The sequence below is a fragment of the Leisingera sp. ABD4_442 genome, assembly GCF_056160905.1.
Genome location: NZ_JBSWYB010000041.1, coordinates 1 through 19,700, shown reverse-complemented (window position 1 = coordinate 19,700; position 19,700 = coordinate 1). Strand labels below are relative to the sequence as shown.

Here is a 19,700-nt window from a genome sequence, read left to right as displayed (position 1 = left end):
GGTTCGTCATTCCGGCAGAGCGTCGGTAAGCAGCAGCCTTGCGGTATTCAGCGCGTCTTCTGCAGGGGCGGGGGTGACGGACATGGCTGCCAGGATGATCGCGCCTTCCTTCAGCATGAGCAGTTTACGGGCCAGGGCTGCTGGATCCGCAGCACCTGCTGACTCTGCCAGACGGGTGAAATGATCCAGCAGAAGCTGCTTATGTTCCGTGGATTGCCGGTACACTGGATGGCTGCGGTCCTGGAACTCCGAACTGGCCTTAACAAACATGCAGCCGGCAAACTCGGGCTTTGCGAACCATTCTTCCAGTGCCGTGAACATCGCAAGAAGCTGCCCGGCCGGGTCCGGTGACAGAGCCTCCATCCGCCGGTAAAGCCAGTTCCGGAAGTTTTCATCCCGCAGCCGCAACACTGCGATGATGAGCTCATCCTTGGTGCGGAAATGCTTGTACATGGATGTCTTCGAGACACCGGTTTCCTTGACCAGCGTATCCATGCCCGTCGCGTGAAAGCCGCTGCGGTAGAAGACCTCCAGGGCCTTTCGGACCAGTTCATCTCGTTTGTTCGGGCGCATGATTCGTCCTATTGCGTACTGATCTGTACATATGTTTGCCGGTCTGCCGCCGCAAATAAAAAGTTTTTGTGCGCAAAAACAATGCGAAGCGAGGCAAGCCGTCTTTGTTCTACAGCACTCTGCCTTTGGTCTTGATTTGGTATACAGATCGGTACATACATGTGATGTAAGTTAACAGATTGGTACACTTTTAATCAGGGAGATTGTCATGAGACGCCTCTTCAAGCCAATGGCCTCGCCGCTCGGGCCGGTAATCCTGGCATCCTGCATCGCCGCAGCATTGACTGTTCCAGCGGAAGGAACCCAGCCCGTCAGCCCTGCCGGGTTGTGTTCGAAGATGATTTCAGACGAGAGCAAGGCATGACCTGTCTGCCGGGACCGGGAAGGCCAGGACCGGAGGGGCTGCAATGAAACGTGACGTGCTTCTCGCTGTATGCGCCGCAGTACTCGCCGGCGGAGCGTTGCTGCCGGTGACACTCCCGCGGGCGCAAGGAGGCGCAGAGGCTGTGCAGAGCTTGGCGGCAGAGCAGCGCTAGACTGCGCACAGAGGAGCCGCTTTGCCTGTAAAAGCCAGCAGCCATTGCGGGGCTAGGCCTCTCTCCGGCTGCTAGTGCCGTGAATTTCGGGGCATTTTTCGGAAGCTTCGCTCTGAAACCATCTTTTTGCCTGATTTTATTGATTTTCACCACCTGATTTAGACCTTTATGTCATTGGAGGCAGGTATTGGACTTAGGAATTGATCCAACGGCAGTGGCCGCGGGCTCGCAAGAATTGACCGGCAATATCGTCTTGATCGGAACAATTGCGTTTGTCGGGTTCTTCGGCAGGTTGATCTTTGTGGCCTTTGCACCGGGCATCGCCAAGGCTAGCCCGTTCCGCAATTTTTCGGCCCCCGGTTTTCTTGTGCTGGCGGCGGTATTGTTTGGCGGCGGGCTGTATGTGTCCGGTAAGATGGTCAAGGCCCAGGTTCTGTTCAACCGGCATGTAGTTGACCCCGTCATTGTCACTTGGCTGGACCGTGACAGCTGCGACCCGGCGGACGGCAGCTATTGCGTGGTTGTTTTTGAAGATGGACAAGAGAAGGTCGTCAACTGGTACGACAAGCGAGTCTATATGTGGGAGATCATCAACCCGCCGGAGGGCGCCGTATGGACCGCTCTGCGTCCCAGGATGCGGCCAGGAGAGAGCCTGGCAGCTGGAGTTTGAAAAAAAGCCCGCCTGAAACAGGCGGGCTTTTTCATATGCGGTTTTACCGGGGATCAGCCGGCGATTGTGGCCTGGGTTGCCGCCCGCAGCTCGTCCTCGCTGACGCCCTCGGCCAGCTCGACAATCTTCAAGCCGCCGTCCACGACGTCCAAAACGCCGAGGTTGGTGATAATCCGGTCCACTACACCCTTGCCGGTCAGCGGCAGGGTGCATTCCTTCAGCACCTTGCTGTCGCCGTGCTTGTTGGTGTGGTCCATCACCACCACCACACGGCCGACGCCCGCAACCAGGTCCATGGCGCCGCCCATGCCCTTCACGAGCTTGCCCGGGATCATCCAGTTCGCCAGGTCGCCGTTCTCGGCCACTTCCATCGCACCCAGGATCGCCATCGCGATCTTGCCGCCGCGGATCATCGCAAACGACTGCGCCGAGTCGAAATAGGCGGTCTGCGGCAGTTCGGTGATGGTCTGCTTGCCGGCGTTGATCAGGTCGGCGTCCTCTTCGCCCTCATAGGGGAAGGGGCCCATGCCCAGCATGCCGTTTTCCGACTGCAGGGTCACTTCCACACCCTCGGGGATGTAGTTGGAAACCAGCGTCGGGATGCCGATGCCGAGGTTCACATACCAGCCGTCCTGCAGCTCCTGCGCGGCGCGTGCCGCCATCTGATTGCGGTCCCAAGGCATTATGCTTGCTCCTTCTTCTGACGGACGGTGCGCTGTTCGATGCGTTTCTCGTGGTCGCCCTTGATGATGCGGTGCACGTAGATGCCGGGCAGGTGGATCGCGTCCGGATCGAGCGAGCCGGTGGGCACGATCTCCTCGACCTCGACCACGCAGACCTTGCCGCAGGTCGCGGCCGGCGCGTTGAAGTTGCGGGCGGTCTTGCGGAACACCAGGTTGCCGGTTTCATCCGCCTTCCAGGCCTTGACGATGGCGAGGTCGGCAAAGATGCCTTCCTCCATGATGTAGTCCTCCATCGCGCCGTCCGCACCGGTGGGGAACTGCTTTTCCATCTTGCCCTCGGCAATCACGGTGCCAACGCCGGTCTTGGTGAAGAAGCCCGGGATGCCCGCGCCGCCGGCGCGCATGCGCTCGGCCAGGGTGCCTTGCGGGTTGAATTCCAGCTCCAGCTCGCCGCTCAGGTACTGGCGCATGAATTCGGCGTTTTCCCCCACGTAGGAGGAGATCATCTTCTTCACCTGCCGCGTTTGCAGCAGGATGCCGATGCCGAAATCATCGACGCCCGCGTTGTTGGAGGCGAAGGTCAGGTCCTTGGTGCCCGCGTCCTTGATCGCCTGCAGAAGCAGCTCGGGGATGCCGCAGAGGCCAAAGCCGCCCGCGGCGATGAACATGCCGTCGTGAAGCAGCCCGTCGAGCGCTTCAGCGGCGCTGGAATATACCTTTTTCATGGAGATCTCCCATTATGCCGGTTGCGCTGAGTTCTGGCCCTCTGCCGGTTCGGAGTCAATGAATACGGAGAAGGATGCGTATTTCTACGGAAGGCAGGCAGAGTGGGGCTCCCGCGCCTTTCAGGCTCAATTGCCAGCAGCAATGGAGCCAGCAGGCTTGGGCCTGGCGCCGCTTCGCGGCGCAAGAAAGGGTTTGCTGAGAAGCCCTTCAAGGGCAGGTCTGCCCTTGAAGGGCGTTTGCCAGTGTGTCCTTATTTCCCAGCGCCTCAAGGGCAAGCCGCTGGCGCGGCGGCTGCGCCGCCCTTGACCCGCTGCGAAACGGAGGGCGGGGTACCCGACCCGACCCGCGCCGCGCCAGCGGCGCCGGGCCCAACGGTGAGGGCGCATCTTTATGCGCCCAGAACCGGCGGGAGATCCCCGCCCCCGCGGTCATTCCTTGGCGGCAGCTTTCTTCGGTGCAGCCTTCTTCTTGGCGGCGGGCTTCTTCGCTGCCGCTTTCTTCTTGCCGCCCTTGGCCGATTTCTCAGCAATCAGCTGCACTGCCATCTCCATGGTCACGTCCTTGGGCTCCACGTCCTTGGGCAGGGTGGCGTTCACCTTCTCCCATTTGACGTAAGGCCCGTACCGCCCGTCCATGATATTGATGGCGCCGCCGCTGTCGGGGTGTTCGCCCAGCTCCTTCAGCGGTTTGGCGGCGGCCCGGCTGCCGCGGCGGCCCGGATTGGCGCGTTTCTCGGCCAGCATCTCCACCGCCCGGTTCATGCCGATCTCAAAGACGTCCAGCGTTTCCTTGAGGTTTACGTATACTGGCTTTTCCTCATCCGGCAGCTGGTGCGCGATATAGGGCCCGAAGCGGCCCAGGTTGGACTGGATCGCGCCGCCGTCCGGGTGCTGGCCGATCTCGCGCGGCAGGGTCAAGAGGGTTAGCGCCTGCTCCAGGGTGATCTCATTCGGGCCCCAGCCGGGCAGGAAATCCTTGCCCTGCTTGGGCAGCGAGGAGCGCGGCGGCTTCTTGTTCTCGGGCGTCGCCTCGCCGCGCTGAACATAGGGTCCAAAACGGCCGGATTTCAGGTGGATCTCGTCACCGTCGTCCTCACCCAGAATACGCTCATAGCCCTCGGCGCCTTCACCGGAAATCGGCCGGGTGTAGTTGCACTCAGGATAGTTGCCGCAGCCGACAAAGCCGCCGGTGCGCGAGGTCTTGAGGTGCAGCTGGCCTGCGCCGCATTTCGGGCAGGTGCGCGGGTCGGAGCCGTCTTCACGCGGCGGATAAAGCTGCGGTGCCAGCGCGTCGTCCAGCACGTCCAGCACCTCGGTGATGCGCAGCTCGGAAGTTTCGGCTATGGCGGCAGAGAAATCCCGCCAGAATTTGCCCAGAAGCTCCTTGTAGTCGCCGTCGCCGGCGCTCACGTCATCCAGTTCTTCCTCCAGATTGGCGGTGAACTCATAGCCCACGTATTTGCGGAAGAAGTTCAGCAGGAAGATGGTGACGATCCGGCCTTTATCCTCGGGGAACAGGCGGTTCTTTTCCTTGCGGACGTATTCCCGGTCCTGGATCGTGGTGATCACGGAGGCATAGGTGGAGGGGCGGCCAATGCCCAGCTCTTCCATCCGCTTGACCAGCGTTGCCTCGGTATAGCGGGGCGGCGGCTGGGTGTGGTGCTGCAGCGCCAGCACAGCACCGTCTTCGGACAGTACAGAGGCATCCTTGCCAGCCTTCTCGGCCTGCGCTGCCAGCGAGGACGCGAATTTCAGCGCCTCGCCCTGCATGATCTGCGGCAGGCGCTTGTCGTCCTCATCCGCCACGTCGTCGCGGCCTTCCTCGTAAACGCGCATGAAGCCGTCAAACAGCACCACCTGACCGGTGGCGCGCAGCACGACCTGCTGGTCACTGGAGCCGATATCGACGGTGGTGCGCTCCAGCCGGGCGCCTTCCATCTGGCAGGACAGGGTCCGCTTCCAGATCAGGTCATAAAGCTTGCGCTGATCGTCGTCGCTGACCTTCAGGCTGGCGGCATCGCGGCTCATGTCGGTGGGGCGGATACACTCGTGCGCTTCCTGGGCGTTCTTCGCCTTGTTCTTGTAGATCCGCGGCGAGGACGGCACGTATTCGGCGCCATAGCGTTTTTCGATCTCGGCGCGGGCTTCCTGCACCGCCTCCGGCGCCATGTCGATGCCGTCGGTCCGCATATAGGTGATGAGGCCGGCCTCATAAAGCCGCTGCGCCGCGTTCATGGTCTGGCGCGCACCCATGCCGAACTTGCGGCTGGCTTCCTGCTGCAGGGTCGAGGTCATGAAGGGGGCAGAGGGGTTGCGGGCCGCGGGCTTTGCCTCCACCGACAGCACCGACAGCTTGCGCGAGGCTACGGCCTGCACCGCCATTTCAGCAGAGGTGGAGTTTTTCAGGCTGTATTTGTCGAGCTTGTCGCCGCCCATGACAGTCAGACGGGCCTCAAACTCCTGGCCGCGAGGGGTGGCCAGCTGGGCGCGGACGGACCAGTATTCCTGCGGGTTGAAGGCCTCGATCTCCATCTCGCGCTCGACGATCAGGCGCAGGCAGACGGATTGCACCCGGCCGGCTGAACGCGCACCGGGAAGCTTGCGCCACAAGACCGGCGACAGGTTGAAGCCCACGAGGTAGTCCAGCGCGCGCCGGGCCAGATAGGCCTCTACCAGCGGCATGTCGACTTGGCGCGGGTTCTGCATCGCCTCAGTCACCGCTTCCTTGGTGATCGCGTTGAAGGTCACCCGGCTGACGGCGGTGTCCTTCTTGATCGAGCGCCGCTTGGTCAGTGCCTCCTGCAGGTGCCAGCTGATCGCCTCTCCCTCGCGGTCGGGGTCAGTGGCGAGAATCAGCGCATTGTCCTCTTTCAGCGCGTCGGCGATGGCCTTCACGTGTTTGCGGGAATCGTTGGCGACCTCCCAGGTCATGCCGAAATCATTGTCGGTATCGACCGATCCGTCCTTGGGCGGCAGGTCGCGCACATGCCCGTAAGACGCCAGAACCGTATAGTCGGGGCCAAGGTACTTATTGATTGTTTTTGCTTTGGCCGGGGATTCGACAACAACAACTGGCATAAATTCTGATACCTCTTCGGACCGCTTTGCCGGGTTCTATGGCGGGGCAAGATGTGGGGTGCAAGGGGAGATTGTCAATCCGGGTATAATGGCCGCGGCACCGGAGGGGCCGCATTTGCTGCTTTTTGCCGGGGCGGATTGGACTGCGCTGCCGGGTTCAACCGTCCTCCTCGGGGAGTGCCTTGGACAGCAAGCCGCCAGGCTGCCGGCGGATGGCGCCTTCCAGCTCCAGATCGGTCAAGGCCGGGACGACCTGCTGCGGCGGCAGCGACAGATCGCGGATCAATTCTGTTTGTGTTGTCGGGGAGGGGCCCAGCCTGCCAAGGATCTGCTGATGCAGCGCGTGGGTTTCGGCAAGGCTGCGACGCTGGGGCGGCGGCGGCGGCAACTCTGCCATTGCCTGCTGCAGTGTTTCCGGTGCGAATGGAACTGCCGTCGCGGCTTGCGGCGGCAGTGCGGCCAGAACATCAGCGGCATCCCTGACCAGCAGGGCGCCGTCCCGGATCAGCCGGTTGCAACCGGAACTGCGGGCGTCAAACGGATGGCCAGGCACCGCCAGCACCTCGCGGCCGTAATCCAGTGCGTCCTTGGCAGTGATCAGGCTGCCGGATTTCGCAGCCGCCTCCACCACCACTACGGCGCGGGCCATGCCGGCGATGATCCGGTTGCGCTTGGGAAAGTCGCGGGCCTGGGGGGGGAGGCCCATTGGCTGTTCGGAAAGGCGCAGCCCGGTTTCGCTGATTTGCTGCGCCAGCTTGGCGTTTTCTGCCGGGTAAATCACATCGGCGCCGCCGGCCAGCACGGCAATTGTGCCGCTGTCCAGGGCGGCCTGGTGCGCGGCGGTATCAATGCCGCGGGCCATGCCGGAGACCACTGCGAAACCGGCTTCTCCCAGGTTCTGCGCCAATGACCGCGCCATCCTCAGCCCGAGGGACGAGGCATTGCGTGCACCGACCATGGAAACCATCGGGCGCTTCAGAATTGACAGGTCGCCAATTGCCCAGAGCAGAGGGGGCGCGTCCTTCAGCCCGGCGAGGAGTTCGGGATACTCGGGATCCAAACAGCACAAAAGCCGCGCTTTGGCGGCTTTTGCGGCCTTAATTTCGGCGTCCACCGCTTTGGCAGGGCATGTTTCATACCCCTTGATGCCTGCGGAGCGTGCCACTTCGGGCAGCGCATCCAGCGCGTTCTGCGCTGAACCATATTCGGCGAGCAGCCGGTGAAACGTCACCGGTCCTACCCGCTTGGAGCGCAACAGACGAAGCCAGGAATACTGCGTATCTTCCGTGGTGGGTGGGAGTGGGGGGTGAGTGGAAGAATGTGCTTCTTCAGTCATCCGCAGCTCCGCCTGTTTGCAGGATTAGGATTAACCCTAAGGCGGTTAACAGTTGGTGAACGTGCGGCGGTTTTTGGTCAAAGCCATGAAAATTTTCATAAGTGTAGAAAATAATTGGAAAATTGCTGGCCTCGCGGGAAGCTGAGGCCTCACGGGGCAGCAAAACGAGCCGGAAGTATTGGCTTCCGGCCCGTTTTTTACGGCAGAATCATGGTTTTGCAGCGAAATTGCGTTTCCTTCAGGCTGCCGAACCGCCCACGGTCAGACCGCCCATCAGCACAGAGGGCTGGCCAACACCGACCGGTACCCATTGGCCGGCCTTGCCGCAATTGCCCATTCCGGGGTCCAGCGCCATGTCATTCCCAAGGCCGCGAATCTGCTTAAGCGCGGTCGCGCCGTCGCCGATCAGAGTGGCGCCCTTAACCGGTTCACCAACTTTTCCGTTCCTCACCCGGTAGGCCTCGGTGCAGGAAAACACGAACTTGCCATTGGTGATATCCACCTGGCCGCCGCCAAAGCCCACCGCCCAGATGCCGTCCCTGATGCCCGCGACAAGTTCGCCGGGATCAGCCTCGCCGCCCAGCATGTAGGTATTGGTCATCCTCGGCATCGGCGCATGGGCATAGCTTTGGCGCCGGCCGTTGCCGGTGGGAGAGACCCCCATCAGCCGGGCGTTCTGACGGTCCTGCATAAATCCGACCAGCACGCCGTCCTCGATCAGCGTCGTCTTCTGGCTCGGCGTGCCCTCGTCGTCGACAGTGATCGAGCCGCGCCGGTCCGGGATGGTGCCGTCATCCAGCACAGTGACGCCCTTGGCGGCGATCTGCTGGCCCATCAGGCCCGCAAAGGCGGAAGATCCCTTGCGGTTGAAATCGCCCTCCAGCCCGTGGCCGATTGCCTCGTGCAGCAGGATGCCGGGCCAGCCGGGGCCAAGCACTACGTCCATTTCGCCAGCCGGGGCTGGAACCGCATCAAGGTTAACCAGAGCGATGCGCAGCGCCTCCTGCACCTGGGCTTGCCAGTGTGCGGGATCGATAAGGCCATCAAGGCCCAGCCGCCCGCCGCCGCCAGCCGAGCCGCTCTCGCGGCGGCCGTCCTTTTCGACGATGACGGACACGTTCAGCCGCGCCATCGGGCGAATGTCGCTGACCCGCACGCCATCAGCGCGCAGGATCTCCACCTCCTGCAGCGAGGCCGCCAGTGACGCAGAGACCTGCACCACGCGTTGATCCAGATCACGTGCATAGGCATCAATTTCGCGCAGCGTCTCCACCTTGACCGGGAACGGCATGGCGCTGATCGGGTCGGCGTCGGTGTATAGCTTTTTGTTGGTGGCCTGGGGCGCGTCTGCATAGGTGCCGCCGCCGCCGCCAACCGCCAGCTTTGCGGTTTCCGCGGCTCGTTTCAGCGACCCAATAGAGACATCAGTAGAATGCGCGTAACCGGCCACATCGCCGTTCACAGCCCGCAAGCCGAAGCCTTCAGAGGCATCGTAGCTGGCACTGCGCAGGCGGCCGTCATCAAAGGACAGCGCCTCCGATTTGCGGCGCTCGGCAAAGATCTCTCCATCCTCCGCACCGTTCAGCGCATCGCGCAGGGTGGCCAGCGCCTCATCCTCCGGAAGCGCGGTTTCAAAGGGACGGAAGGCTGGGTTTTCCATGGCACGGTCCTCAGATTTTTTTGATCTAAATCAAGAAAGCGACGGTTTGACGCTTGGCTGCCTCTTTATCTGTACGCCCGAATATGATTTTAAGCAGCGTCAAAGACAACGGGGCAGGTGCGTTTTGTGGAATCATTGATTCCCGTATTTCGTGCTGCCGCAGGAACAATGCGATCAACCGATCAGGACAGAACATGAAAAACGCTTTGATGCTTTCGGGCCTTTTCGCCGGCCTTTCGAGCCTTCCAGCCACAGCGCAAGAAGGCCTGAAAACCATTGGTAAGCCGGTCGACGGCGGCCTGAACTTCCAGCCGGCGGCAACGTCGCTGATGGACGGGATCCACCGGCTGGATTGGATGATCCTGGTGATCATTACTGTGATTTGCGTTTTTGTGGCCGGTCTGCTGCTTTGGGCGATCCTGCGTTTCAACAAGCGCGCCAACCCGACCCCGGCAAAGTTCACACACAACACCCCGATCGAAATCGCCTGGACCGTGATCCCGATCCTGGTGCTGGTGTTCATCGGCTCCTTCTCGCTGCCGCAATTGTTTGCCCAGCAGGAAATTCCCGAGGGCGACATCAACATCAAAGTGACCGGGTACCAATGGTATTGGGGTTACGAGTACACCGACCATGAGTTCGGCTTCGAAAGCTTCCTGCTGCCCAAGGACCAGCTGGCGGCAAACGGCTATGCCGAAGATGAGTACCTGCTGGCCACCGACACCGCGGTTGTTGTGCCCTCGGGCAAGACCATCGTGATGAACGTGACCGCAGCGGACGTGATCCATTCCTGGACCATCCCCGCCTTTGGCGTGAAGCAGGACGGCGTTCCCGGCCGTCTGGCACAGCTGTGGTTTAACGTCGACGAGGGCAAGGAAGGCATCTACTTCGGCCAGTGCTCTGAGCTGTGCGGCAAGGACCACGCCTATATGCCGATCACCGTCAAGGTCGTGACCCAGGAAGAATATGATGCCTGGCTGAAAGGTGCGATCGACGAATTCGCGGGCGTCCCGCAGACCTATCAGGTCGCCTCCAACTGATAGCTGTCTATATGGGGCTCCAAAGGAGCACCATATAGATCAGAAAGAAGACCGGGGTGCGCAGGAATGCGCACCTGTTGCCGCCAAAGGACCCAAGATGAGCGACGCAAGCATCAACGCAAGCCGGGCATATGAGGACGAGGCCAGCTTTGGCGATTATTTCGCCCTGCTGAAACCGCGCGTGATGTCCCTGGTGGTGTTCACAGCACTGGTTGGCCTGCTGGCGGCGCCGGTTGGCGTGCATCCCGTTGTCGGCTTCTGCGCCATCCTGTTCATCGCCATCGGCGGCGGCGCATCCGGTGCGCTGAACATGTGGTGGGATGCCGATATCGACAAGGTGATGAAACGCACCAAGGGCCGCCCGATTCCGGCCGGCAAGGTTGAGCCGGGCGAGGCGCTGGCTCTGGGCCTGGCACTGTCGGGCCTGTCGGTGATCATGCTGGCACTGGCCGCCAATGTTTTTGCGGGCGCTTTCCTGGCTTTCACCATCTTCTTCTACGTGGTGATCTACACCATGTGGCTGAAGCGGGCGACGCCGCAGAACATCGTCATTGGCGGCGCCGCGGGCGCCTTCCCGCCGGTAATCGGCTGGATTGCGGCCACCGGCACCATGTCGGTGGAACCCTGGCTGATGTTCCTGCTCACCTTCATGTGGACGCCGCCGCATTTCTGGGCGCTGGCGCTGTTCATGCGCTCCGATTATGACGACGCGGGCGTGCCGATGCTGACCGTGACCCACGGCCGCCGCTCTACCCGGATCCACATTCTGGCCTATACCGTGCTGCTGGCCGTGCTGGCTGTTGGCACCGCGTTCTCCGGCATTGGCGGACCGATTTACCTGGCCGCGGCATTGGTGATGAACGCGCTGTTCCTGCACGGCGCCTGGAAGATCACCCGCCGCAATGAAGACGATTCCGAGGCCGACAATTTCAAGGTGGAGCGCAGCTTCTTCAAACTGTCGCTGCTCTACCTGTTCCTGCACTTCGGCGCGATCCTGGCTGAAGCCCTGCTAAAGCCCTATGGCCTGGGAGGCTGGTAATATGGCTTTGCGCAAGGATCATGAAATCCACAAACGCCGCTCCGGCCTGAACCTGGGTGTCGGCATCCTGCTCGCGGCCTTCGTGGTGCTGATCATGGCGCTGACCATGGTCAAGGTGACGTCAGCCAGCTTCAAATTCCCCGGCGCACAGGAGGAACAGAACTGATGGCACTGCAGGGTCCCCGGAAAACCGTGGTCCAACTGGTGGGCGTGGTTGTCCTGATGGGCGGCCTGTCATGGGCTTCTGTTCCGTTTTACGACTGGTTTTGCCGGGTGACCGGCTTTGGCGGCGTCACCCAAGTTGCCAACGGCGGCTCTGATACCGTTCTGGACCAAACCATCAAGGTGCGTTTCGACGGCTCCAAACAGCGCGGCATGCCGTGGGAGTTCAAGCCGGTGGTGCGCGAGATGGAGGTCAAGCTGGGCGAAACCGGGCTGGCTTTCTATGAGGCTTACAACCCGACCGACCGCCCCGTCGCGGGCCAGGCGTCTTACAATGTGGCGCCCTATCAGGCCGGTTACTTCTTCGAAAAAATCGACTGCTTCTGCTTTACCGAGCAGGTGCTTCAGCCTGGGGAACGGGTGCAGATGCCCGTGACCTTCTATGTCGACCCGGAAATCATTGACGACCGGGACGCAAAATACGTGCATACGATCACGCTTTCGTACACGTTCCATGAAATCGATCTGCCCGAGGGCTATGCCGCTCTCGACACCGGGGATAACACCGGGGCAGGCACAACCACGAACTAGGCCGCTAGGTGAGGGACACTTAAATGGCGCACGCTAAAAATCACGATTTTCACATTCTGCCGCCGTCGATCTGGCCGCTGGCTGCTTCAGTCGGCACCTTTGTCATGCTGGTTGGTGCCGTTCTTTGGATGAAAGACATGACGGCCTGGCCGTTCTGGATCGGCTTTGTGGCGGTTCTTTACACCGCCTTTGCCTGGTGGTCCGAAGTTGTTGCTGAAAGCAAGGTCGGCGACCATACCCCGGTTGTCCGCATCGGCCTGCGTTATGGCTTCATCCTGTTTGTGATGTCCGAGGTGATGTTCTTTTTCGCCTGGTTCTGGTCGTTCTTCAAACACGCCATGTACCCGATGGAGACCTATGTCGGCACCGAATATGTGGCGCCTGAAATCTACGCCGTGGACCCGTTCCACCTGCCGCTGATCAACACTCTGATCCTGCTGCTGTCCGGCTGTGCCGTGACCTGGGCGCACCACGCTCTGGTTCACAACAACGACCGCAAGGCGCTGATCCAGGGCCTGGCCATCGGTATCGCCTTCGGCGTCGCCTTCACCTTCCTGCAGGGCTATGAATACGCCCACCTGCTGCACGAAGGCTGGAAGTTCGGCGAAGACGAGTTCTACTCGAACTTCTTCATGGCCACCGGTTTCCACGGCTTCCACGTTGTGATCGGCACCATCTTCCTGACCGTCTGCCTGATCCGCGCGATGAAGGGCGACTTCACCCCCGAGCAGCACGTCGGTTTTGAGGCCGCCGCATGGTACTGGCACTTTGTGGACGTCGTCTGGCTGTTCCTGTTCGTGGCCGTGTACATCTGGGGCACTTCCGGTCTGTAACCGGCAGTTTGTATTGGTTACACGTTTGCGGTTGATTATCCGCAGGCATAAAGCCACACACGGGGCGCGCAAGGGACACCTTGCGCGCCCTGAACTTTGAAGCGGAGCAGCGTCGATGCGGCGTGTCATCTTCCTGTTGATCATCGGAGGCGCTGGCCTGGCCATTTTGATCGGCCTCGGCACCTGGCAGCTGCAACGCAAGGCCTGGAAGCAAGACCTGCTGCAAACGATTGAGGCCAACATCAAAGCTGTTCCTGCAGGTTTGCCCCAAAACCCGGTCAAAGAACGCGACCGTTACCTGGCCGTCACCGCTGAAGGTGAGATTGAGGAAAACGAACTGCACGTGTTCTGGGTCACCAAAGACGCTGAGACGGGATACCGGGTCATTGCCCCTTTCGTGACCACCGATGGCCGGCGTGTCCTCGTAGACCGCGGTTTCATTCCAGCCGCTGAAAAGAACACTCCGCTCACCTACGGAGCGGCTTCGGTAACAGGCAATCTTCTCTGGCCGGATGAGGGAGACTGGACGACGCCCGCGCCGGAAGTGGACACCAATATCCTCTATGCCCGGGACGTGGCCTATATGGCAGAGTACCTGAACACCGAACCCGTTTTGATTGTCGCCCGCAGCACAACGCCTGAGGCCGCGGTCACTCCGCATGCCGTGACAACTGCGGGCATCCCGAACAACCACTTGCAATACGCGATCACCTGGTTTTCGCTAGCCTTTATCTGGGCGGCGTTGACCCTCTACTTCCTGCGGCGCAGCCGCCCCTGAACCGAAAAGAGCTGAAGGCGATGAAATATATCTCGACCCGGGGCCAAGCGCCCGAGCTGACCTTTGAAGACGCAATGCTGACCGGCCTGGCCCGTGACGGCGGCCTCTATGTGCCGGCCGAAATCCCGCAGATGTCCCATGACGACATCGCGGCGCTGGCGGGGCTGTCTTATGAGGAAACCGCCTTCCGCGTCATGCGCCCCTTCCTCGGCGACTGCTTTACCGATGACGAGTTCCGCGGCATCATCGCCCGCGCCTACGAGGGCTTTGAACACGCCGCCCGCGCGCCGCTGAAGCAGCTGGCGCCCAACCATTTCCTGCTGGAGCTGTTCCACGGCCCGACGCTGGCGTTCAAGGATTTTGCGATGCAGCTGATCGGCCAGCTGTTCCAGGCCGCTTTGGAACGCCGCGGCGACCGGGTGACCATTGCAGGCGCCACCTCCGGCGACACTGGATCGGCGGCGATGGAAGCCTTCCGTGGCCTGAACAACGTCGACGTCTTCATCCTCTACCCGCATGGCCGCGTGTCTGAGGTGCAGCGCCGCCAGATGACAACGCCGCAGGACGCCAATGTCCACGCCCTGGCCGTCGATGGCGACTTTGACGACTGCCAGGCGCGCGTCAAGGACATGTTCAACGACTTCGACTTCCGCGATGGCGTGAAGCTGGCGGGCGTGAACTCGATCAACATCGCCCGTGTGCTGGCGCAGGTGGTCTATTACTTCTCCTCCGCCGTTAGCCTCGGCGCGCCGCAGCGCAAGGTGAGCTTCACCGTGCCGACAGGCAACTTCGGCGACATCTTTGCAGGCTTCATCGCCAAGCAGATGGGCCTGCCGATCGACCAGCTGGTGGTGGCCACCAACCAGAACGACATCCTGCACCGCTGCCTGTCGGGGCAGGGGTATTACAAGGGCGACACCCAGCCCTCGATCTCGCCGTCGATGGATATTCAGGTGTCGTCGAACTTTGAGCGCGCGCTGTTCTATGCCTATGGCAAAGATGCCAAGGCCATTGCCCAGCTGATGGATGAGCTGAAGAATGGCGGCTTTGACGTCTCCCAAGGCGCGATGCAGGCGCTGGCCGAGAATTACGAATCCGGCCGCACCTCCGAAGAGGAAACGCTCGCCACCATCAAGTCTGAGCTGGCATCATCGGGTGAGCTGATCTGCCCGCATGGCGCGGTAGCGGTGAAAGTAGCAAATGAGCATCGCAAGGCGGAGGTTCCGATGATCACGCTGGCAACCGCGCACCCGGCGAAATTCCCGGCGGCGGTGGAAGACGCCAGCGGCATTCATCCGCCCTTGCCGCCGCGCATGTCCGACCTGTATGAGAGGCCGGAACGGGTCACCCGGATCGCCAATGATCTGGCTGCCCTTGAGGATCACATCAGAAAGAACATCGCGAATTGACAGTTCAGCAGCACACACTCGCCAACGGGTTCCGCATCGTCTCCGAGCATATGCCGGGGCTGGAATCCGCGGCGGTCGGGATCTGGGTGAGCGCCGGCGGCCGCCACGAGCGGATTGAGCAGAACGGCATCGCCCATTTCCTGGAGCACATGGCCTTTAAGGGCACCAAGCGGCGCTCGGCCCTGCAAATCGCCGAGGAGATCGAGGATGTGGGCGGCTACATAAACGCCTACACCTCGCGCGAGGTGACGGCGTATTATGCCCGAGTGCTGAAGGACGACGTGCCGCTGGCAGTGGACGTGATCGGGGACATTCTACTCAATCCGGTGTTCGACCCCCGCGAGATCGAGGTTGAACGCGGGGTGATCCTGCAGGAAATCGGCCAGTCGCTGGACACGCCGGATGACGTGATCTTTGACTGGCTGCAGGAGGAAAGCTACCGCGGGCAGCCGCTGGGGCGGACTATCCTGGGGCCTGCGGAACGTGTGCGCAGTTTCAGCCGCGAGGATCTGCAGGGCTTTGTCGGTGAACATTACGGCCCCGGCCAGATGATCCTGGCTGCAGCCGGGGGCGTCGATCACGACGCGCTGGTCAAACTGGCAGAGCAGATGTTCGGCCATATGGAGGCCAAGCCGGAGTTCACCGCCGAAGGCGCGCGGTTCACCGGCGGCGAGGCGCGGCAGGTGAAGGATCTGGAGCAGGCGCATTTCGCGCTGGCCTTTGAGGCGCCCAGCTACCGCGACCAGTCGATGTATACCGCGCAAATCTATGCCAGTGCACTTGGCGGCGGCATGTCCTCGCGGCTGTTCCAGGAGGTGCGCGAAAAGCGCGGCCTCTGCTACACGATCTTCTCGCAGGCGGGGTCTTATGCCGATACCGGCTCAATGACTGTCTATGCGGGCACCTCCGGTGAACAGCTGGCAGAGCTGGCGGGCATCACCATCGACGAGATGAAGCGCGCGGCGGATGACATGAGCGACGCCGAGGTCGAGCGCGCCCGCGCCCAGATGAAGGCGGGGATGCTGATGGGGCTGGAAAGCCCGTCGAACCGGGCCGAACGGCTGGCACGGCTGGTGCAGATCTGGGGCAAGGTGCCGTCACTGGAGCGCACGGTGGACCGGATCAACGCTGTGACCACCAAGGATGTGCGCGAACTGGCGGAGACCATGGCGGTTACTGCCCCGGCGGCGCTGGCGCTCTATGGCCCGGTCGATGGTGCGCCGGCGCTGGAGAGGCTGCAGGAGAGGCGCGCCGCCTGATGCTGCTCAACCGCCGCAAGGTTCGTATTGAAACTGAGCGCCTGACCCTCAGGCCGCCGGTGCATGCGGATTTTCACGGCTGGGCGGCGCTCAGGCTGCAGAGCCAGCCCTACCTGACCCCGTGGGAACCCAGCTGGGCGGCGGATCACCTCAGCCGCAAGAGCTTTACCAACCGGGTCTACTGGGCGCGGCGGTCGGTATCCGGCGGCACCGCGCTGCCGCTGTTTCTGGTCCGCCGGTCGGACAACATGCTGGTCGGCGCCATTACCCTGGACAACATCCGCCGCGGCCCGGCGCAGGCGGGCACGCTGGGATATTGGACCGGACTGCCCTTTGCCCGCCAGGGTTACATGCGCGAGGCGATCGGCGCAGTGGTGCACCATGCGTTCAGCAAGCTGGACCTGAGCCGGATCGAGGCCGCCTGCCTGCCGGAAAACCAGGCCTCGCGCGGGCTGTTGGAGAAATCCGGCTTCAAATACGAGGGCGTGGCCCAGTCCTACCTGCAGATCAACGGCCGCTGGCGCACCCATGTGCTCTATGCCTCTCTGCGCCACGACCGCCGCGGCAAGACGCTGGCGGGGCAGGCCTAGGCCGGACGCTCTTCAAAGGAGGCTCTCCCGCCCGTCGCAGGCGCATCAGGCGATGCGCCGCTCCCGTTGGGCCGGGCACCTCCGCTGCGGTGCGGCGCAGCGTCCGTGGCAGGCGGTGCCGCGCTCTGCGCCAGCAGGGCGCCGCGCCCAACTGCGACGCAGAATTACCAATTCTGACGGAGCAGGCGGGAGCATTTGCAGCCGGAATTTTCTGTGATCAGGGCTGACAACGCGCGTTTGCGCCCTAGAACCTGCCTCATGCGCGCGTTTGCCTCTCTTCTTTGCTTCCTGCTGTGTTCCGCTGCCCTTCAGGCGCAGGAGCGGCGGCAGAGCCATTGCATTGCGCTGGCCCGGTCCGCGCCCGGTCTGGAGTACCTGCAGCAGGCCAGCTGGCGGGACCCGGTTGCCGAGGACAGCGTGCAGATCCGCTATATCGCCCATGCCTCTTTCCTGCTGCGCACCGCAGGCGGGCTGAATGTGGTCACTGATTTCACCGGCTTCACCGGCGCTGCGCCGCTGATCCCGGATGTGGTCACCATGAACCACGCCCATGAGACCCATTGGACCGCCCATCCCGACCCGGCGATCCCGCATGTGCTGGAGGGCTGGGGGCCGTCTGGCCAAGGTATCGACCACCATCTGGACCTTGGCGAGATGCTGATCCGCAATGTGCCCACAGACATCCGCAACATGTTCGGCGGGGTGGAGGAACGCGGGAATTCTATTTTTGTCTTCGAGGCCGCGGGCCTGTGCATCGGCCATCTGGGGCACCTGCACCATGTGCCGACACCGGAGCAATTTGCGGCGCTGGGGCGGCTTGATGTGGTGATGGCGGCGGTGGACGGCGGCATCACCCTGCCGCTGGATCAGATGCTGGAGGTGCTGGGGCGGCTGCGCTCTTCTGTGATCATCCCGATGCACTGGTTCAGCGACTACTCGTTGCAGAGTTTCCTGTCCCGGATCGGCCCGGAATTTGATGTGGTGGATGAAGGCAACAGCGCGCTGTCGGTGTCCCTGCGCAGCCTGCCCAGCCGCCCGACCATCCATGTGCTGCGGCCCAAGTACCTGCTGGACGCGGAGTGAGCCGCCTTGCCAGCCACGGGGCCTTGCGGCATGGATAGGGCATGACGCTGAACCCTGCCGATCCCGCCTTTGCCGCCCGCCTTGCAACCCTGCTGCCTAAGGGCGTGCTTCGGCCTGCTGAACCGCGGTATCTGGAAGAGCCGCGCGGCCGGTACCGGGGGCAGGCGGGGCTGCTGGCGCTGCCGCGCAACGTGGAGGAAGTGTCCATTCTGGTCCGCGAAGCCAATGCCGCGCGGGTGGCTGTGGTGCCTTATGGCGGCGGCACCGGGCTGGTGGGTGGCCAGGTGAAGCCGGACGGGGTGGCGCCGCTGGTGATCTCGCTGGAGCGGATGGCAGCGATCCGGGCGGTTCATGCCCGGGAGAACGTGCTGATCGCAGAAGCGGGCGCCATTCTGGCCGATGTGCAGGCGGCAGCGCAGGAAGCCGGGCGCCTGTTCCCGCTGTCGCTGGCGGCAGAAGGCTCGGCCCGGATCGGCGGCAATCTTTCGACCAATGCCGGCGGCGTCAACGTGCTGCGCTACGGCAATGCCCGCGACCTCTGCCTGGGGCTGGAGGCGGTGCTGCCCACGGGCGAGGTCTGGCACGGGCTGTCGCGGCTGAGGAAAGACAACACCGGCTATGACCTTCGCAATCTCTTGATCGGGGCCGAGGGCACATTGGGGGTGATCACCGCTGCGGCGCTGAAATTGTCGCCGGTCCCGGCGTCGCAGGGCACCGCGGTCTTTACCGTGGCGGACCCGCAGGCCGCCATTGATCTGCTGGCCCTGGCCCGGGATCACGCGGGCGAGGGTGTCAGCGCCTTTGAACTGATCCACCGGCAGGGGCTGGAATTCCTGGCGGAAACATTGCCGCAGGTCCGCCAGCCCTTTGGTAAGGCGCCGGAGTGGTGCGTGCTGATCGAGCTGGGCCTGCCGCGGGGGCTGGAGGCGGAAGACACCCTTGCTGCGCTGTTTGAAGCCGCTGAGGCGGCAGGGCTTGCCAGCGACGGGGTGATTGCCCAGTCGGACAGCCAGCGGCAGATGATGTGGGCCGTGCGCGAGCATATCCCGTTGGCCAACAAGGCCATCGGATCGGTGTCCAGCCATGACATTTCGGTACCCATATCGGACATCCCGGCCTTCATCGAACAGGGCAGAGCGGTGGTGGCCGGGCTTGGCGATTTCCGCATCAATTGCTTTGGCCACCTGGGCGACGGTAATCTGCACTACAATGTGTTTCCGGCCAAGGGCCGCAAGCGGGAGGAGTACGACGACTTGCGCGGTGCGGTGAAAGAAGCGGTGCATGATCTGGTCCACGCCTTCGGCGGCTCCTTCAGTGCCGAGCACGGGGTAGGGCGGATGAAGACAGGCGATCTGGAGCGCTATGGCGATCCGGCCAAGCTGGCCGCGATGCGGGCCATCAAACAGGCGCTGGACCCCAATGGCATCATGAACCCGGGCGCGGTGCTGCGCGCGGAGTGAAGCGTGTCATGAGCGGTGCTCTCCCGCACCCGCGGCTGCCCGGCTGTGCCGGACCGCCTGGCGGCTTTGGGCCCGGCGCCGCACATCCGCGCCACGAGAACCCCCCCCCCCACAAAGCCCCCAAAGAACCCCCCCCCCCCAAAAACACCTCCCCCCCTACAGTCCCCACCACTGCTAACGAACCCAATGCTGAAC

General features: G+C 62.5%; 18 protein-coding genes. 12 read left to right on the top strand and 6 right to left on the bottom strand.

Translation table 11 applies throughout. From position 1 onward, the window contains the following. Nucleotides 1–6: 6 nt before the first annotated feature. Nucleotides 7–573 (bottom strand): TetR/AcrR family transcriptional regulator, encoded by a 567-nt coding sequence (locus tag ACXAHG_RS20580; protein ID WP_475060314.1) that lies wholly within the window; start codon nucleotides 571–573, stop codon nucleotides 7–9. A gap of 723 nt (nucleotides 574–1,296) precedes the next feature. Between ACXAHG_RS20580 and ACXAHG_RS20575 the strand changes: the two genes are divergently transcribed. Then, nucleotides 1,297–1,779 (top strand): hypothetical protein, encoded by a 483-nt coding sequence (locus tag ACXAHG_RS20575; RefSeq protein ID WP_475060312.1) that lies wholly within the window; start codon nucleotides 1,297–1,299, stop codon nucleotides 1,777–1,779. A gap of 53 nt (nucleotides 1,780–1,832) precedes the next feature. On the opposite strand, the gene ACXAHG_RS20570 is transcribed toward ACXAHG_RS20575, so the two are convergent. From ACXAHG_RS20570 to tldD, 5 genes are all read right to left on the bottom strand, one after another. After that, a complete protein-coding gene (locus ACXAHG_RS20570) occupies nucleotides 1,833–2,462 on the bottom strand; it encodes a 3-oxoacid CoA-transferase subunit B (RefSeq protein WP_475060310.1) in 630 nt (209 codons plus the stop codon). Further along, nucleotides 2,462–3,187: a CoA transferase subunit A gene (locus tag ACXAHG_RS20565; protein ID WP_475060309.1), complete on the bottom strand. Its 726-nt coding sequence runs from the start codon at nucleotides 3,185–3,187 to the stop codon at nucleotides 2,462–2,464. The genes ACXAHG_RS20570 and ACXAHG_RS20565 overlap by 1 nt, the downstream gene beginning before the upstream one ends. A 429-nt stretch (nucleotides 3,188–3,616) precedes the next feature. Continuing rightward, on the bottom strand, nucleotides 3,617–6,265 hold the full coding sequence (topA, locus tag ACXAHG_RS20560) for a type I DNA topoisomerase (RefSeq protein WP_475060307.1): 2,649 nt from the start codon (nucleotides 6,263–6,265) through the stop codon (nucleotides 3,617–3,619). Nucleotides 6,266–6,422: 157 nt separating this feature from the next. Next, on the bottom strand, nucleotides 6,423–7,601 hold the full coding sequence (gene dprA / locus ACXAHG_RS20555) for a DNA-processing protein DprA (protein WP_475060305.1): 1,179 nt from the start codon (nucleotides 7,599–7,601) through the stop codon (nucleotides 6,423–6,425). A 238-nt stretch (nucleotides 7,602–7,839) separates the two neighbouring features. Further along, on the bottom strand, nucleotides 7,840–9,261 hold the full coding sequence (gene tldD / locus ACXAHG_RS20550) for a metalloprotease TldD (RefSeq protein WP_475060302.1): 1,422 nt from the start codon (nucleotides 9,259–9,261) through the stop codon (nucleotides 7,840–7,842). A 194-nt stretch (nucleotides 9,262–9,455) separates the two neighbouring features. Here tldD and coxB point away from each other — a divergent pair, with 194 nt between their 5' ends. From coxB to ACXAHG_RS20495, 11 genes are all read left to right on the top strand, one after another. Beyond that, nucleotides 9,456–10,301: a cytochrome c oxidase subunit II gene (gene coxB, locus ACXAHG_RS20545; RefSeq protein ID WP_475044774.1), complete on the top strand. Its 846-nt coding sequence runs from the start codon at nucleotides 9,456–9,458 to the stop codon at nucleotides 10,299–10,301. Between the two features lie 97 nt (nucleotides 10,302–10,398). Then, entirely contained in the window at nucleotides 10,399–11,340 is a 942-nt protein-coding gene (gene cyoE / locus ACXAHG_RS20540; RefSeq protein WP_475044772.1) for a heme o synthase, read from the top strand. A gap of 1 nt (nucleotide 11,341) precedes the next feature. Further along, nucleotides 11,342–11,506 (top strand): cytochrome C oxidase assembly protein, encoded by a 165-nt coding sequence (locus ACXAHG_RS20535; protein ID WP_475044770.1) that lies wholly within the window; start codon nucleotides 11,342–11,344, stop codon nucleotides 11,504–11,506. Further along, nucleotides 11,506–12,093 (top strand): cytochrome c oxidase assembly protein, encoded by a 588-nt coding sequence (locus ACXAHG_RS20530; RefSeq protein WP_475044768.1) that lies wholly within the window; start codon nucleotides 11,506–11,508, stop codon nucleotides 12,091–12,093. The genes ACXAHG_RS20535 and ACXAHG_RS20530 overlap by 1 nt, the downstream gene beginning before the upstream one ends. Before the next feature lie 23 nt (nucleotides 12,094–12,116). Then, nucleotides 12,117–12,926 carry a cytochrome c oxidase subunit 3 gene (locus ACXAHG_RS20525; RefSeq protein WP_475044767.1) on the top strand — a complete coding sequence of 270 codons (810 nt, stop codon included), beginning with the start codon at nucleotides 12,117–12,119 and terminating at the stop codon, nucleotides 12,924–12,926. Between the two features lie 115 nt (nucleotides 12,927–13,041). After that, entirely contained in the window at nucleotides 13,042–13,704 is a 663-nt protein-coding gene (locus ACXAHG_RS20520) for an SURF1 family protein (protein ID WP_475060300.1), read from the top strand. Between the two features lie 20 nt (nucleotides 13,705–13,724). Continuing rightward, nucleotides 13,725–15,113, top strand: coding sequence for a threonine synthase (gene thrC / locus ACXAHG_RS20515; protein WP_475060298.1), 1,389 nt, complete (start codon nucleotides 13,725–13,727; stop codon nucleotides 15,111–15,113). Further along, nucleotides 15,110–16,372: a M16 family metallopeptidase gene (locus ACXAHG_RS20510; RefSeq protein WP_475060296.1), complete on the top strand. Its 1,263-nt coding sequence runs from the start codon at nucleotides 15,110–15,112 to the stop codon at nucleotides 16,370–16,372. Before thrC ends, ACXAHG_RS20510 begins: the two co-directional genes overlap by 4 nt. Continuing rightward, nucleotides 16,372–16,962: a GNAT family N-acetyltransferase gene (locus ACXAHG_RS20505; RefSeq protein WP_475044761.1), complete on the top strand. Its 591-nt coding sequence runs from the start codon at nucleotides 16,372–16,374 to the stop codon at nucleotides 16,960–16,962. The genes ACXAHG_RS20510 and ACXAHG_RS20505 overlap by 1 nt, the downstream gene beginning before the upstream one ends. A 258-nt stretch (nucleotides 16,963–17,220) precedes the next feature. Beyond that, complete coding sequence (locus ACXAHG_RS20500) at nucleotides 17,221–18,045, top strand: MBL fold metallo-hydrolase (protein WP_475044759.1); 825 nt, start codon at nucleotides 17,221–17,223, stop codon at nucleotides 18,043–18,045. A gap of 41 nt (nucleotides 18,046–18,086) precedes the next feature. Further along, nucleotides 18,087–19,505: an FAD-binding oxidoreductase gene (locus tag ACXAHG_RS20495; protein WP_475060294.1), complete on the top strand. Its 1,419-nt coding sequence runs from the start codon at nucleotides 18,087–18,089 to the stop codon at nucleotides 19,503–19,505. Nucleotides 19,506–19,700 lie beyond the last annotated feature (195 nt).

What these genes read in the sequence shown, in the direction of transcription:
- dprA (WP_475060305.1), bottom strand. Translation starts at nt 7,601, where the DNA reads ATGACTGAAGAAGCACATTCTTCCACTCACCCCCCACTCCCACCCACC.
- cyoE (WP_475044772.1), top strand. Translation starts at nt 10,399, where the DNA reads ATGAGCGACGCAAGCATCAACGCAAGCCGGGCATATGAGGACGAGGCC.
- ACXAHG_RS20565 (WP_475060309.1), bottom strand. Translation starts at nt 3,187, where the DNA reads ATGAAAAAGGTATATTCCAGCGCCGCTGAAGCGCTCGACGGGCTGCTT.
- ACXAHG_RS20520 (WP_475060300.1), top strand. Translation starts at nt 13,042, where the DNA reads ATGCGGCGTGTCATCTTCCTGTTGATCATCGGAGGCGCTGGCCTGGCC.
- thrC (WP_475060298.1), top strand. Translation starts at nt 13,725, where the DNA reads ATGAAATATATCTCGACCCGGGGCCAAGCGCCCGAGCTGACCTTTGAA.
- tldD (WP_475060302.1), bottom strand. Translation starts at nt 9,261, where the DNA reads ATGGAAAACCCAGCCTTCCGTCCCTTTGAAACCGCGCTTCCGGAGGAT.
- topA (WP_475060307.1), bottom strand. Translation starts at nt 6,265, where the DNA reads ATGCCAGTTGTTGTTGTCGAATCCCCGGCCAAAGCAAAAACAATCAAT.
- ACXAHG_RS20570 (WP_475060310.1), bottom strand. Translation starts at nt 2,462, where the DNA reads ATGCCTTGGGACCGCAATCAGATGGCGGCACGCGCCGCGCAGGAGCTG.
- coxB (WP_475044774.1), top strand. Translation starts at nt 9,456, where the DNA reads ATGAAAAACGCTTTGATGCTTTCGGGCCTTTTCGCCGGCCTTTCGAGC.
- ACXAHG_RS20495 (WP_475060294.1), top strand. Translation starts at nt 18,087, where the DNA reads ATGACGCTGAACCCTGCCGATCCCGCCTTTGCCGCCCGCCTTGCAACC.
- ACXAHG_RS20500 (WP_475044759.1), top strand. Translation starts at nt 17,221, where the DNA reads ATGCGCGCGTTTGCCTCTCTTCTTTGCTTCCTGCTGTGTTCCGCTGCC.
- ACXAHG_RS20580 (WP_475060314.1), bottom strand. Translation starts at nt 573, where the DNA reads ATGCGCCCGAACAAACGAGATGAACTGGTCCGAAAGGCCCTGGAGGTC.
- ACXAHG_RS20530 (WP_475044768.1), top strand. Translation starts at nt 11,506, where the DNA reads ATGGCACTGCAGGGTCCCCGGAAAACCGTGGTCCAACTGGTGGGCGTG.
- ACXAHG_RS20525 (WP_475044767.1), top strand. Translation starts at nt 12,117, where the DNA reads ATGGCGCACGCTAAAAATCACGATTTTCACATTCTGCCGCCGTCGATC.
- ACXAHG_RS20505 (WP_475044761.1), top strand. Translation starts at nt 16,372, where the DNA reads ATGCTGCTCAACCGCCGCAAGGTTCGTATTGAAACTGAGCGCCTGACC.
- ACXAHG_RS20535 (WP_475044770.1), top strand. Translation starts at nt 11,342, where the DNA reads ATGGCTTTGCGCAAGGATCATGAAATCCACAAACGCCGCTCCGGCCTG.